The organism is Pseudomonas sp. P1_F7 (assembly GCF_056405655.1).
On sequence record NZ_JBFUBR010000008.1, the window covers coordinates 1 to 13,606 of the forward strand.

13 protein-coding genes and 1 pseudogene are annotated in these 13,606 nt (G+C 60.9%); 11 read left to right on the forward strand and 3 right to left on the reverse strand.

Going from position 1 to position 13,606, the window contains the following annotated elements; all coding sequences use genetic code 11:
• Positions 1–198: 198 nt before the first annotated feature.
• Entirely contained in the window at positions 199–2,487 is a 2,289-nt protein-coding gene (gene metE / locus AC1D1M_RS13550) for a 5-methyltetrahydropteroyltriglutamate--homocysteine S-methyltransferase (protein WP_477776009.1), read from the reverse strand.
• 135 nt (positions 2,488–2,622) lie between these two features.
• Here metE and AC1D1M_RS13555 point away from each other — a divergent pair.
• The 6 genes and pseudogenes from AC1D1M_RS13555 to AC1D1M_RS13580 form a co-directional block, all read left to right on the forward strand.
• Positions 2,623–2,747, forward strand: a pseudogene (locus AC1D1M_RS13555) (hemin-degrading factor); the annotation flags it as partial.
• Positions 2,748–2,916: 169 nt separating this feature from the next.
• Positions 2,917–3,900: a FecCD family ABC transporter permease gene (locus AC1D1M_RS13560; protein ID WP_477776184.1), complete on the forward strand. Its 984-nt coding sequence runs from the start codon at positions 2,917–2,919 to the stop codon at positions 3,898–3,900.
• Entirely contained in the window at positions 3,900–4,667 is a 768-nt protein-coding gene (locus AC1D1M_RS13565; protein WP_477776010.1) for a heme ABC transporter ATP-binding protein, read from the forward strand. Before AC1D1M_RS13560 ends, AC1D1M_RS13565 begins: the two co-directional genes overlap by 1 nt.
• Before the next feature lie 54 nt (positions 4,668–4,721).
• Positions 4,722–5,606, forward strand: coding sequence for a ChaN family lipoprotein (locus AC1D1M_RS13570; RefSeq protein ID WP_477776011.1), 885 nt, complete (start codon positions 4,722–4,724; stop codon positions 5,604–5,606).
• Positions 5,607–5,831: 225 nt separating this feature from the next.
• Complete coding sequence (locus AC1D1M_RS13575; protein WP_095945888.1) at positions 5,832–6,437, forward strand: SCO family protein; 606 nt, start codon at positions 5,832–5,834, stop codon at positions 6,435–6,437.
• 1 nt (position 6,438) lies between these two features.
• On the forward strand, positions 6,439–6,948 hold the full coding sequence (locus AC1D1M_RS13580; RefSeq protein ID WP_477776012.1) for a copper chaperone PCu(A)C: 510 nt from the start codon (positions 6,439–6,441) through the stop codon (positions 6,946–6,948).
• A gap of 117 nt (positions 6,949–7,065) precedes the next feature.
• On the opposite strand, the gene AC1D1M_RS13585 is transcribed toward AC1D1M_RS13580, so the two are convergent.
• The gene (locus AC1D1M_RS13585; protein WP_477776013.1) at positions 7,066–7,482 is read right to left on the reverse strand and encodes an organic hydroperoxide resistance protein; all 417 of its coding nucleotides are present in this window, start codon (positions 7,480–7,482) and stop codon (positions 7,066–7,068) included.
• 124 nt (positions 7,483–7,606) lie between these two features.
• Entirely contained in the window at positions 7,607–7,936 is a 330-nt protein-coding gene (locus AC1D1M_RS13590; RefSeq protein ID WP_477776014.1) for a hypothetical protein, read from the reverse strand.
• Between the two features lie 182 nt (positions 7,937–8,118).
• On the opposite strand from AC1D1M_RS13590, the gene potE reads away from it, so the two are divergent.
• From potE to AC1D1M_RS13615, 5 genes are all read left to right on the forward strand, one after another.
• Positions 8,119–9,528 (forward strand): putrescine-ornithine antiporter, encoded by a 1,410-nt coding sequence (gene potE / locus AC1D1M_RS13595; protein WP_477776015.1) that lies wholly within the window; start codon positions 8,119–8,121, stop codon positions 9,526–9,528.
• Positions 9,525–11,810 carry an Orn/Lys/Arg family decarboxylase gene (locus AC1D1M_RS13600; RefSeq protein ID WP_477776016.1) on the forward strand — a complete coding sequence of 762 codons (2,286 nt, stop codon included), beginning with the start codon at positions 9,525–9,527 and terminating at the stop codon, positions 11,808–11,810. The genes potE and AC1D1M_RS13600 overlap by 4 nt, the downstream gene beginning before the upstream one ends.
• 178 nt (positions 11,811–11,988) lie before the next feature.
• Positions 11,989–12,390 carry a hypothetical protein gene (locus AC1D1M_RS13605; RefSeq protein ID WP_477776017.1) on the forward strand — a complete coding sequence of 134 codons (402 nt, stop codon included), beginning with the start codon at positions 11,989–11,991 and terminating at the stop codon, positions 12,388–12,390.
• Complete coding sequence (locus tag AC1D1M_RS13610) at positions 12,390–12,929, forward strand: HD domain-containing protein (protein ID WP_477776018.1); 540 nt, start codon at positions 12,390–12,392, stop codon at positions 12,927–12,929. The genes AC1D1M_RS13605 and AC1D1M_RS13610 overlap by 1 nt, the downstream gene beginning before the upstream one ends.
• Positions 12,930–13,133: 204 nt before the next feature.
• A complete protein-coding gene (locus AC1D1M_RS13615; protein ID WP_477776019.1) occupies positions 13,134–13,412 on the forward strand; it encodes a DUF3303 domain-containing protein in 279 nt (92 codons plus the stop codon).
• Positions 13,413–13,606 lie beyond the last annotated feature (194 nt).

A 13,606-nucleotide genomic window follows, 5' to 3' on the forward strand; every position in this document is an offset into this window, starting at 1 on the left:
AGCAAGCTCGCTCCCACAGGAGCAAGCTCGCTCCCACAGGTTCAGCGGCTGTACGCAAAATCTGCGAACCACCCAAATTACTGTGGGAGCGAGCTTGCTCGCGATGAGGCCGGCACATTCAGCATCGGTGTCGCCTGACACTCCGCCTTCGCGAGCAGGCTCGCTCCTACAGGTTTCAGTGGCGCCCCCACTAAAGCGTCAGGCCCATTCTTTACGCAGTTGACGCGCCGCATTGACCATGTGCACCAGTGCCGCTTCGGTTTCCGGCCAGCCGCGGGTTTTCAGGCCGCAGTCCGGGTTGACCCACAGGCGGTCGGCGGGAATACGCTTGGCGGCCTTGCGCAGCAGGTTGGCCATTTCCGAGGAGTCCGGCACCCGTGGTGAATGGATGTCATACACGCCCGGGCCGATTTCGTTCGGGTAGGCAAAGGCTTCGAACGCGTCCAGCAGTTCCATGTCCGAGCGCGAGGTTTCGATGGTGATCACGTCGGCATCCATGGCGGCGATGGACTCGATCACATCGTTGAACTCGCTGTAGCACATGTGGGTGTGAATCTGGGTTTCGTCACGCACACCGCAGGCGCACAGGCGGAACACTTCAGTCGCCCAGTCCAGGTAGTGCTGCCACTGCGCCTGGCGCAACGGCAAGCCTTCGCGGAACGCGGCTTCGTCGATCTGCACGATCTTGATCCCGGCGGCTTCCAGGTCGACCACTTCGTCGCGAATCGCCAGGGCCAGTTGGCGGGCCTGCACTTCGCGAGTCACGTCTTCGCGCGGGAACGACCACATCAGCATGGTCACAGGACCGGTCAGCATGCCCTTCATCACTTTGTCGGTGAGGCCTTGGGCGTAGCGGATCCACTCCACGGTCATGGCTTTCGGACGGCTCAGGTCACCGTAGATCACCGCCGGTTTCACGCAGCGCGAGCCGTAGCTCTGGACCCAGCCGAAACGGGTGAACACATAACCGTCGAGTTGCTCGGCGAAGTATTCGACCATGTCGTTACGCTCGGCTTCACCGTGCACCAGCACGTCCAGGCCCAGGTGTTCCTGCACTTGCACGGCATGACGGATCTCGCTGTGCATCGCTTCGGTGTATTCGGCTTCGGTCAGCTTGCCTTGCTTGAACGACTGGCGAGCCAGACGGATCGACGCGGTTTGCGGGAACGAACCGATGGTGGTGGTCGGGAACAGCGGCAGGTTCAGGCCAGCGCGCTGTTTCTCGATACGCTGGGCAAACGGCGAGTGACGCTGGCTGTCCCTGGCGGTGATGGCGGCAACCCGCGCCTGCACGGCCGGTTTGTGGATGCGTGGCGATGCGGCACGACTGGCCTGCACGGCGCGGCTTTGAGTCAGCGCTTCAAGCACCTTCGGCGCTTCCGGTTCATTCACAGCCTGAGCCAGCACCGCGACTTCTTCACACTTCTGCACGGCAAACGCCAGCCAGCTTTTCAGTACGACATCGAGCTTGTCTTCACGCCCCAGGTCGACCGGGCTGTGCAGCAGCGAGCAGGATGGCGCGACCCACAGGCGATCACCCAGACGCTCGTGAGCATACTGCAACGTGGCCAGGGCGTTTTCCAGGTCGCAGCGCCAGACGTTACGGCCGTTGACCACACCCAGCGACAGCACTTTGTAGGCCGGCAGGCGATCGAGGATGGTCGGGAACTGCTCAGGTGCGCGGACCAGGTCGATGTGCAGGCCGTCCACCGGCAGATTGGCGGCCAGGCCCAGATTCTCTTCCAGGCCACCGAAGTAAGTGGCGACCAGCTTCTTCAGCGGGTCGCGCTGAATCAGGTTGTAGGCCCGCTCAAAGGCGTTTTTCCAGTCCTGCGGCAGATCGAGGACCAGGATCGGCTCGTCGATTTGTACCCATTCAACGCCTTGTGCCGCGAGGCGCTGGAAGATTTGACCGTACAACGGCAGCAGACGATCCAGCAGCTCCAGCTTGTCGAATTCGGCGCCCTTGGCCTTGCCCAGCCACAGGTAAGTCAGCGGGCCGATGATCACCGGCTTGACGTTATGGCCCAGTGCGCGGGCTTCTTCGACTTCTTCGAACAGTTGATCCCAACCGAGCTGGAACTGTTGATCGGCGCTGAATTCAGGCACGAGGTAGTGATAGTTGGTGTCGAACCACTTGGTCATTTCCTGGGCGTGCGCGCCACCGCAGCAGCTGTCGCTCACACCGCGAGCCATGCCGAACAGGGTTTGCAGGCTGGCCTTGCCATCGTGCGGGCGGAAACGCTCAGGGATCACACCGAACATCAACGAGTGGGTCAGGACCTGGTCGTACCAGGCGAAGTCGCCGACCGGCAGCAGCTCGATGCCGGCCTTTTTCTGCAAGTCCCAGTGGGTCTTGCGCAGGTCACGGCCAACGGCGCGCAGACCGGCTTCGTCGAGCTCGCCCTTCCAGAACGCCTCTTGGGCTTTTTTCAGTTCGCGGTTGCGACCAATGCGCGGAAATCCAAGGGAATGGGCCACAGCCATGTCAAATAACTCCAATGCGTTCAATGGGGCCATTGTCGACAGTGCTAGCGAGTGAGACAAACTCATTTTAATCGTGATGATCACAAGTTCTTCTCATGATCGGAGGTGCTGCGCCACCGGCGCTGGATGAACAACTGGCTCAACGCGCTCGCCCCGATGTTCAACCTGCACCTGAAAAAACCACTGGTGTGACCGAACTGTGGCGTGTGCGTAAGCCGGGCGTCGATGGCATCATCACCCGCTACGAAGGTTTCGATGCCCGCCCCCCCCCCCTCTGATCGGCTAAGGAATAGTCCCGATGCGTATCAAAACACTCCTGGCCTGTGCCACGGCGTTCTACCCGGACGCCACAGCGCAGACCGCCGGGATCAGCCAATGACGGCCATTTTTCGGCCGCGTCCGACGCTGATCTTTCTAACGCTGTTGTTGGTGCTGGTGTTCTGGTTGTCCCTGGCCCTCGGGCCGGTCAGCCTGCCGCTGGGCGATACCTTGCTGGCCGGGATGCGCCTGCTCGGGTTGCCGCTGGACGGCGGCGACACGCAACAGGCGGAGCTGATCCTCGGGCAGATTCGCCTGCCGCGCAGCTTGCTCGGCATCGCCGTGGGTTCGGTACTGGCGCTGTCCGGCGTGGCAATGCAGGGGTTGTTCCGCAACCCCTTGGCCGATCCGGGTCTGGTCGGTGTTTCCGGCGGTGCGGCGCTCGGTGCCGCCCTTGCCATCGTCGGCGGCAGCCTGCTCGGTGGCTTGCCGCCTGCGATCGAACCCTACCTGCTGTCGGTCAGCGCCTTCGCCGGGGGCTTGATCGTCACGGCGGTGGTGTATCGCTTTGGTCGTCGCAACGGGCAAACCGACGTTGCCACCATGCTCTTGGCGGGTGTGGCGATGACGGCCATGTCCGGTGCCGGGGTCGGGCTGTTCACCTACCTGGCCGATGACGCGACCCTGCGCACCCTGACGTTCTGGAACCTGGGCAGCCTCAACGGTGCCAGTTACCCGCGCCTGTGGCCGTTGCTGATCGTCACCGTGGGCGTGGCGTTGTGGTTGCCACGGCGGGCGGCGGCACTCAATGCAATGCTGCTGGGCGAGTCGGAGGCCCGTCACCTGGGCTTCGACATCGAGCGGATCAAACTTGAGCTGGTGCTGTGCACGGCGCTCGGCGTCGGCGCGGCAGTCGCGGCGGCCGGCCTGATCGGTTTTATCGGCCTGGTGGTGCCGCATCTGATGCGCCTGCTGGTCGGTCCGGATCACCGGGTGTTGCTGCCCGCGTCGTTGCTGGCCGGTGCCAGCCTGCTGTTGCTGGCCGATCTGGCGGCGCGCCTGTTGTTGGCGCCGGCCGAATTACCCATTGGCATCGTGACGGCACTGATCGGCGCTCCGTTCTTTCTTTATCTGCTGGTGCGAGGGCGTTCCTGATGCTGCGGGCAACCAACTTGCTGGTACGTCGTGGCAACCGCACGGTACTGGCGAATATCGATATCGAGTTGCGCCCCGGTGAAGTGCTGGGTGTGCTGGGACCGAATGGCGCCGGCAAAAGCACCCTGCTCAACGCTTTATGCGGCGAACTGGCGACCAGCGAAGGCACGGTCAGCCTCGACGAGCGTCCACTCGCCGACTGGCCGGGTCAGGAACGGGCCAAACGCCTGGCCGTACTGCCGCAGAGTTCGAGCCTGAACTTTGCGTTTTCAGTCAATGAAGTCGTCGGCATGGGTCGCTTGCCCCACGCCAGCGGCCGCGTGCGCGATGCCGAAATCGTCGCCGAGGCGCTCAAAGCCGCCGACGCCCTTCATCTGGCCGGACGCAGCTACCTGGCCCTGTCCGGCGGTGAACGCCAGCGCGTGCATCTGGCGCGGGTGCTCGCTCAACTCTGGCCGGGTGCCGAAGGGCAAACCCTGCTGCTCGATGAACCGACGTCGATGCTCGATCCGCTGCACCAGCACACCATTTTGCAAGCCGTGCGCGACTTCGCCGAGCGTAGAGCCGCGGTGCTGGTGATCCTGCACGACCTCAACCTGGCCGCGCGGTACTGCGATCAACTGCTGTTGTTGCAAGAGGGCCTGCCCCACGCCTACGGTCCACCGGCAGAGGTGCTGACCGCCGAAGCGCTGGCGGCGGTGTATGGGTTGGAAGTGCTGATTCACCAACATCCGGAACGTGGCCACCCGTTGATCATCGCGCGCTGATACCGCTCCCCTCCTTCCTTGATCGAGGGGGCTTCTATCTATTAAGGAAAAACGATGCGCTTTCTGTTGCTGTGTGCGTTCAGCCTGTTGGCTGCCTGCCAATCCCATTCTGTAACGCCGCCCCCGGCGCCGATTGCCCCGCTGGGGCGCGATCACGCCGACCTCGGCGTCATCCGCGAACTCGCCAGCGGTCGCACGCTGACCCCGCAAGAACTGGTCGAACGCCTGGCTACTGCGCCGCGTGTTCTGGTCGGAGAACAGCACGACAACCCGGACCACCACGCTCTGCAATTGTGGTTGCTCCGCGAACTGGGGGCACAACGCGCCCAGGGCAGCCTGCTGATGGAAATGCTCAATCCCGATCAACAGGCCAGGGTCGATGCCGCGCAATCAGAAACCCGCGCCGGCCAGCCACCGGCCGATGCGTTCAAGGCGCTGGCCTGGCAGGCCAACTGGGACTGGAGCGTCTATGGCGCACTCGTCACCTACGCGCTGCGCCAACCCTATCCACTGCTGGCGGCGAACCTGGACCGCGCGCAGATCATGCAGATCTACAAACAGCGCCCGGTACTCACGGGGCAAGCGTCCACCACTGAACAGGTGCAGGCGACCTTGCTGGATGACATTCGCAAGTCCCACTGCGGCCTGCTGCCGGAAGCGCAGATGCCAGCGATGCTCGCCGTGCAGCAACAGCGTGACCGGCGCATGGCCGAGCGCCTGATGGCTGCGCCGACACCGGCGCTGTTGCTGGCCGGCGCCTTCCACGTGAGCAAGGACCTGGGGGTGCCACTGCACCTGAAGGACCTCGGTGCCGGTGAAGGGAATGCGGTGCTGATCCTGGCCGAAGCAGGCAAGACCGTGACCGCCGAGAGTGCGGATTACGTGTGGTACACGGCTGCGCAACCGGAACAGGATCATTGCGCGAAGCTGCGTCGTTAAACCCAGACGAAACATTGTGGCAAGGGGGGCTTGCCTGTGGCGAGCGCCCTCGCCACAAGAGCACTTTCACCCAGACGGCGCGACACTATGTCACGCCTCTGCGTCGGTCCAATGGTCGTATCCGCCCCTCCAGCACCGGCACAGTTTGTTAACATCCCCGCGATTTTTTCGTCTGTACAGCCATCACGCTGTCAGTTCAGCCTGTTCAACAGGATGCTTTTTTCCATGAGTACTTTGTATACCCGCCGAACCGTCCTGCAAGGCATGGGCCTGTTGAGCCTGGGCCTGCTCGCCGGTTGCGACGACAGCAGCAAGCTGTCGTTCAAGTACGGCAAAGACCTCAGCGACAAGATCATGGGGCGCAACTTCAAGCTCAAGAACGCTCAGGGCGAAACCCGGATGCTGGGCAGCTATCGCGGCCTGATGCCGATGGTGTTCTTCGGTTTCACCCAGTGCCCGGCCGTGTGCCCCACCACCCTGGCCCGCGCGGCGCAGGCCAAAAAACTGATGGGCCGCGATGGCGAAAGGCTGCAGGTGATCTTCATCACCCTGGACCCTGAGCGCGACACGCCAGAGATGATCGATAAATACGTAAAAGCCTTCGACCCGAGTTTCGAAGCGCTGTACGGCACCCTGGAAGAAACCGCCGCCACCGCCAAGGAATTCGGCGTGTTCTTTGAAAAAGTCCCGAGCGGCGATACCTATACCCTCTCCCATACCGCGACCAGCTATGTCTTCGACTCCCGGGGCACTCTGCGCCTGGGACTGTCCACGTCCCTGACGGCCCAAGAGTGCGCAGAAGACCTGCTCACCGTGATGGAGGTTTGCTGAAATGAATGCCCCGCAGGCGGAAAACCGTTTCGCACAACGCTGCAAGCAACTGGCACTGGGTTTGTCCCTGATCAGCCTGGCCTTTCAGGTGTCGGCACAAACCCGGGTCGAAGACGCCTGGGTCCGCGCCACCGTGGCCGGTCAACCGTCGAGCGGTGCCTTCATGACCGTCACCGCGAGCAGCGACAGTAAACTGCTGAGCGTGCAAACGCCCGTTGCCAAGCTTGTGCAGATTCATGAAATGAGCATGAAAGACGACGTGATGAAAATGCAGCAAGTGCAGTCTGTCGCACTGCCGGCCGGTAAAGCGGTGAGCTTCGATCCCCACGGCTACCACATCATGCTCATGAACCTGACGGGCCAGATCAAGGAAGGCGATAAGGTACCGCTGACCTTGACCGTGGAAGACGCCAGGGGTGAGAAAGAGTCGATTCAGGTTGAAGCCGTTGCCAAGGCGATTGGCACCATGGATCACGGCTCGATGATGCATGATCACAGCAAGATGAATTGATTTTCTCGCAGTATCGCAACACAAAAAAGATCGCAGCCTGCGGCAGCTCCTACACCGATTCCGTAGGAGCTGCCGCAGGCTGCGATCTTTTTTTGATCAAGACCTTTTCATGTCAACTCAAACAAGCTTGAGCACGACATTGATGTTGTTGCGCGTGGCTTTCGAGTACGGGCAGTACTGGTGCCCGGTGTCGACGATTTTTTGTGCGGTTTCGCGATCCAGACCTGGCAGGCTGACATTGAGCCGCGCCTGGAGCAGGTAGCCGCCTTCATTGGTGCCCAGGTCGACTTCGGCATCGACGGCCACATCCTTGGGCAGCGCCACTTTCATTTCCCTGGCCGCAACCTGCATGGCGCCGATAAAACAGGCTGACCAGCCGGCAGAGAACAGTTGCTCGGGGTTAGTGCCGCCACCGCCCGCACCTGGCGACGACAGCTTCACATCGAGGATCCCGTCGGAGCTGCGGGACGCGCCGTCGCGCCCGCCCGTGGTGTGGGTTTTGGCGGTGTACAACACTTTATCGATCTGGCTCATGGTGACCTCCTGATTGAGTTGTAAGAAACCGGTTTTAACACCCCATCTGGACGCAGGGATGGTCAATCAATATAGACGTCACACGCCCACACCGTGGTCGATCCGACCGGCGCCCGTTTCTTCTTTATTTACGCGCCAACTTGTACCTGACGCAGTCCTCATAAAAGCTCTGCCGTACAGCAGTCGGTTTGAATCGCGACGGACTGTCATAAGTTTGCTCTGTAATGCCAAGTGCCATCATGCGCATCCAGGTTTTGGCGAACTTGTAGACCTGGATTTTCTGGCGGGCGGCATACAGAGAAACGCCTGAAAGCTTGAGTTCCTGTGCCCTTGCAGCGGTGCCTGCACCCCAACTGCACATGTACTGATCATTGCTGCCCAGTTCTTTGGCTTGAGCCGAACAGGCTATACCCGCAGCAACTAGCGGAATTAACGCGATCCATGTCTTGCGCATCTTGACCTATTTAACTAGCTGAAAATGAACTAATTTTGCTGAGGATTTTTAAACTTGGGGGCCAGCATCGTGCCTTTTCTGCAAATTAATGCGAAAACGAGATGGGTAATGTCATTTCTTGCGAGTTTTCAATCCTTTGCTATAGCTAAGACTCTCAATCGCCAACTAAGTGAGGCAACGGAATGTCAGTCGCAAAGAAAATGAGTGTGGGGCAACTGACAATGTTGACCGCCGTCAACATGTTGGGCTCCGGCATTGTGCTTCTACCGACGAAACTCGCGGAAGTCGGTGCAATTTCGATCCTCTCCTGGCTTGTGACGGCCACCGGTTCCCTCGCTCTGGCCTACGCCTTTGCGCGATGCGGGATGCTCAGCCGCAAGACCGGCGGCATGGGCGGTTATGCCGAATACACGTTCGGTAAAGCGGGTAACTACATCACCAACTACACCTACGGTCTCTCGCTGTTGATTGCCAATGTGGCGATCAGTATTACTGCGGTCGGCTATATCCAGGTGTTGTTCGGGATAAAACTGGATTCGCTGCAAGTAGGCCTGGCGACTATTGCCTTGTTATGGATCACCACCTTCGCCAACTTTGGCGGCGCCCGCATTACCGGCCGGATCGGTGCGATCACGGTCTGGGGTGTGATTGCACCGGTAGTGCTGGTATCCACGGTGGGCTGGTTCTGGTTCGACAGCAGCGTTTACGCCGCTGGCTGGAACCCCCACGACAAGGGCTGGTTCGAAGCGGCAGGTGCCTCGGTGGCAATCACCCTGTGGGCCTTCCTCGGTCTGGAATCGGCTTGCGCCAACACCGACGCGGTGGAAAACCCTGAGCGCAACGTACCGATTGCCGTGCTGGGCGGCACCCTGGGTGCGGCGGTGATCTACATCGTCTCCACCAACGTCATCTTCGGTATCGTCGGCAACGAAGAACTGGTCGCGTCCACCGCGCCTTTCGGCCTGGTGTTCGCCAAGATGTTCACCCCGATGGTCGGCGACATTGTGATGGCGGCCATGGTGCTCGCCTGCATCGGTTCGCTGCTGGGTTGGCAGTTCACCATCGCCCAGGTGTACAAAAGCTCGGCGGACACCGGTTACTTCCTGTCGATCTTCGCCAAGGCCAACAAGGCGGGAACCCCGATTGTCGGCATGCTGGTACTGCTCGCCGCACAGACCGCACTGGCCCTGCTCACCATCAGCCCCGACTTGAGCAAGCAGTTCGATACCCTGGTCAATCTCGCGGTGGTGACCAACCTGGTGCCTTACATCCTGTCCATGGCCGCGCTGATGACCATGCAGAAAGTCTCCAACGTGCCGGAAGGCAAGGCATTGGTGACCAACGTCATTGCCCTGATCGCGGCGGCCTACAGCTACCTGGCGCTGTACAGTTCCGGTGAGCAGGCCCTGATGCTGGGCGGCGTGGCGACCATCGTCGGCTACACCCTGTTCGGCTTCGTCAACAATCGCCTGATCCGCCTCGAAGCACTCAACAACAGCGTACCGACGCAAACCGTCAGCGCGCAGCACCTCACTGCCGAGCCAGTGCCGGTGAATAATCTGAATACAGCCACTATGGAGGTTCAAGCATGACGGAATATAAACACTCGCTGGGCATGCTGGCGCTACTGGTCAGCAGTCCGCCGGACAAGCGAACTGTGTTCGGCCGCGCCCTGGACCAACTGGTCCACGACGTAGAGGGACGTGGTGTCAGTGTTCTGGCCTCGGAAAGCCTCAGTGATGCCGCATCGATCCTGCGTTCGGACCCTGCCGTTCAATGCGTGCTCATCCGCTGGGAAATGGACACCAGCGAAGGCCATGCCGACTGCATCAAACTGCTGGTCAAACTGCGCGAGCGCAACACACGTGTGCCGGTGTTCCTGATCAGTGACCGTACCACCGCGTCGAGCATTCCGTTGCTGGTCATGCAACACGCCGACGACTTTATCTGGCTGCCCGAGGACACCTCCCGTTTCCTCAGCGGGCGCATCCTGGCGGCCATCGAACGCTATCGCCAGGCCGCCCTGCCGCCGATGTTCGGCGCGCTGGTGAAGTTTGCCCGCACCTATGAGTACTCGTGGCACACCCCGGGGCATGCCGGTGGCACGGCATTCCTGAAAAGCACCGCAGGCCGGGCCTTCTACGAGTTCTTCGGCGAGAACCTGCTGCGCTCCGACCTGTCGATCTCGGTCGGCGAACTGGGCTCCCTGCTGGATCACAGTGGCCCTATCGGCCAAGGCGAACGCTATGCCGCCAAGGTCTTCGGCGCGCACCGCACGTACTACGTGACCAACGGTTCGTCGATGTCCAACCGCGTCATCCTCATGGCCAGCGTCACGCGCAACCAGATCGCCCTGTGTGACCGCAATTGCCACAAGTCCGCCGAGCATGCGATGACCCTGTCCGGGGCAATTCCGACCTACCTGGTGCCGACCCGCAACCGCTACGGCATCATCGGCCCGATCCTGCCGCAGACCCTGAGCGCCGAAGGCGTGAAAGCCGCCATCGCCAACAACCCGCTGGTCAAGCAAGGCATCGACCCGACGCCGGTGCACGCCATTGTCACCAACTCCACCTACGACGGCCTGACCTACAACGTCACCCGCGTCGAAGAGCTGCTGGGCGAAAGCGTTGACCGCCTGCACTTCGACGAAGCCTGGTACGGTTATGCGCGCTTCAACCCGCTGTACAGCGGACGCCATGCCATGCACGGCGACCCGGCCGATCACGACAAGTCCAAGCCGACCGTGTTCGCCACCCAGTCAACCCACAAGTTGCTGGCCGCCCTGTCCCAGGCCTCGATGATCCACGTGCGCAACGGCCGTAACCCGATCGAACATGCGCGCTTCAACGAGTCGTACATGATGCACGCCTCGACCTCGCCGAACTACGCGATCATGGCGTCCTGCGACGTCAGCTCGGCGATGATGGAAGCGCCGAGCGGGCAGATTCTCACCAGCGAATCGATTGAAGAAGCCATCAGCTTCCGCCAGGTGCTCTCGCGCATGCACAACGAGATGCTGAGCAAGGATGACTGGTTCTTCAACTGCTGGCAGCCGCCGACCGTACAGGTTGGCGCAGCGACCGTACCGTTCCATGAGGTCGACCCGGCTACACTTAAAACCGACCCGGACTGCTGGGTCCTGCACCCGAACGCGGTATGGCACGGTTTCGGTGACATCGAAGACGGCTACTGCATGCTGGACCCGATCAAGGTTTCGGTACTTGCCCCGGGCATGGGCGACGACGGCAACCTGCTCGCCAACGGCATCCCCGCCTGCGTAGTCACCGCGTACCTGGGTCGTCAGGGTATCGTGGTCGAGAAAACCACCGACTTCACCATCCTGTTCCTGTTCTCCATCGGTATCACCAAAGGCAAATGGGGCACGCTGCTCAATGCCTTGCTCGACTTCAAGCGCGATTACGACGACAACGCCGAGCTCGAGCTGTGCCTGCCCGATCTGTACAACGCCAATCAGCAACGCTATGCCGGCATGGGCCTCAAGGATCTGGCCGACGAAATCTTCGCCGCCATGAAGAAACACAAGACCACCGCCAACATGTCCCAGGCCTTCGGCACCCTGCCAAAAGCCGAATTCAGCCCGGTGGAGGCCTACGAAAAACTGGTGCGCAACGACATTGAGCTGGTGACGCTCAACGAAGCCGCCGGGCGTCTTGCCGCGACCGGTATCGTGCCGTATCCACCAGGCATCCCGCTGCTCATGCCGGGTGAGAACGCGGGGCCTGCGGACGGTCCGTTGCTGGCGTATCTCAAGGCACTGGAAGCCTTCGACAAATCCTTCCCCGGCTTCACCCATGACACCCACGGGATCGAAGTCGAAGATGGCGTTTATCGGATGCTGGTACTGAAATAAGTCACGCAGGTTCACCGCAACACCTGTGGGAGCGAGCTTGCTCGCGATAGCGTTTTTGCAGTCAACATCACTGTGCCTGACAAGACGCCATCGCGAGCAAGCTCGCTCCCACATTGCTTTGCATCCCCCAAAAATCCCTATGGGCAAATTCGATCATAGCGCTCTATGATTGATCCCCATGACCACCACCGCTGCGATCCGCTCACCCTGCCCGCCCGGCGCCTGCGACTGCGGGCGTGACCCGTTGCTGGAAACACCGGGGGCGGACCTGCGCATTCTGTTTCTGACCCGCAACGAAGAAAAACGCCTGATCGAACGCCTGGAAAACCTGCAGAGCCTGAGCGATCTTGCGCACGTGCAACGGCGCATGTTCGAACAGTTGGGTATCCGCGTGGACATCGCCCCCGGCTTCAATGAAGTGCGCACCATGCGCGGCATCGGTATCCAGATTGGCGAACTGCCGGGGCTGTGCCGCAAGACCCGCGCCAACATACCCGCCGCCATTCGCCGAGCCATGGAAAAGCGCCCGGAGATTGCCTACGAACTGCTCAATGCCAACGACCTGTTGCGTGACGCCTGATGAAACCTCTTCTCGAATTCCCCCTCACCGACAAGATTCTCACCACGTACGCCCTGGCCATCGGTGCCGACCTGCAGGGCTACCGCAACCACATTTACCGGGTGCTGAATTTCCATGGTGCCCTCAGCGGTGCCGAAGGCCTGCCCGCGGAAGCCGTACAAATCGCGGCGGCGTTTCATGACTTGGGTATCTGGACCGATGACACCCTTGACTACCTGCCGCCATCCATTGCCCTGGCCACTGAGTACCTCGACAACCAGCAACGACCGGAACTGAAGGATGAAGTCAGTGCGTTGATACTTGAGCATCACAAGCTGCGTCGGTATCGCGGCGCTTACGCCGACAGCGTCGAACCTTTCCGCCAGGCTGATCTGGTGGATGTGTCGCTGGGCCTGGTGCGTTTCGGTTTGCCCCGAAGCTTCATCAAAACCGTGCATGCGACCTTTCCCGATCACGGTTTTCACTCGATGCTGATGAAGCTTTCAGCCCGGCAATTCATCCGCTCGCCGCTGCGGCCGCTGCCGATGTTTCGCTGGTGAAACAAGCATCTGTTACCCCCTCGAATAGTCACCGGAACAGGATCAGCGGTCGTACAGGAATCGCGGTGCACTGCTATGCCTTCCATGGGAGATTTTGCCGCAAGCCAGCCAGGACGGAACTGGAAACCACAGCGCGGCCACGGCCCCGGCGCCAGCCAGGTACGCGCATAAAGACCGGTGCCAATCCGTAACAGGAGGTGGCCGATGTTATTCATCGTCAGTTGGACAATCAGCCCGGACAACCGTGATGCCGCAATCGCACGTTTTCTCAAGACCGGTGGCGCGCCGCCCGCAGGCGTCACCATGCACGGACGCTGGCACGCGGTAGGGAGTTCAGCCGGTTTCGGCATTGCCGAGGCGAGCGATTTGGTGCCGATTCAAAAATGGGTGCTGGAGTGGAACGACCTGATGAGCATGGACGTGCACGCCGCATTGACCGACGAGCAAATCGCACCCTTGCTGGCCGCCACTAGCGCCCGGTAATGACGATTGAGGCGGCGAGTATCGCTCGCCGCCTGATTTGACCGGCGCCTTTAACGGAACGCCATTTCGATGCAAAGCGCCGAAAACAATGCTTTCTGACTATTCATTGCTGGATATTTCGCCATTCAAACCTACGCTCTTCGCGGGGGGTTACGAAATTCAACGACGGTTGGGGGCTCGTCTCGATGTACTCA

Coding starts and splice junctions, on each gene's coding strand:
- metE (WP_477776009.1), bottom strand. CDS start 2,487: ATGGCTGTGGCCCATTCCCTTGGATTTCCGCGCATTGGTCGCAACCGC.
- AC1D1M_RS13565 (WP_477776010.1), top strand. CDS start 3,900: ATGCTGCGGGCAACCAACTTGCTGGTACGTCGTGGCAACCGCACGGTA.
- AC1D1M_RS13570 (WP_477776011.1), top strand. CDS start 4,722: ATGCGCTTTCTGTTGCTGTGTGCGTTCAGCCTGTTGGCTGCCTGCCAA.
- AC1D1M_RS13575 (WP_095945888.1), top strand. CDS start 5,832: ATGAGTACTTTGTATACCCGCCGAACCGTCCTGCAAGGCATGGGCCTG.
- AC1D1M_RS13580 (WP_477776012.1), top strand. CDS start 6,439: ATGAATGCCCCGCAGGCGGAAAACCGTTTCGCACAACGCTGCAAGCAA.
- AC1D1M_RS13585 (WP_477776013.1), bottom strand. CDS start 7,482: ATGAGCCAGATCGATAAAGTGTTGTACACCGCCAAAACCCACACCACG.
- AC1D1M_RS13590 (WP_477776014.1), bottom strand. CDS start 7,936: ATGCGCAAGACATGGATCGCGTTAATTCCGCTAGTTGCTGCGGGTATA.
- potE (WP_477776015.1), top strand. CDS start 8,119: ATGTCAGTCGCAAAGAAAATGAGTGTGGGGCAACTGACAATGTTGACC.
- AC1D1M_RS13600 (WP_477776016.1), top strand. CDS start 9,525: ATGACGGAATATAAACACTCGCTGGGCATGCTGGCGCTACTGGTCAGC.
- AC1D1M_RS13605 (WP_477776017.1), top strand. CDS start 11,989: ATGACCACCACCGCTGCGATCCGCTCACCCTGCCCGCCCGGCGCCTGC.
- AC1D1M_RS13610 (WP_477776018.1), top strand. CDS start 12,390: ATGAAACCTCTTCTCGAATTCCCCCTCACCGACAAGATTCTCACCACG.
- AC1D1M_RS13615 (WP_477776019.1), top strand. CDS start 13,134: ATGTTATTCATCGTCAGTTGGACAATCAGCCCGGACAACCGTGATGCC.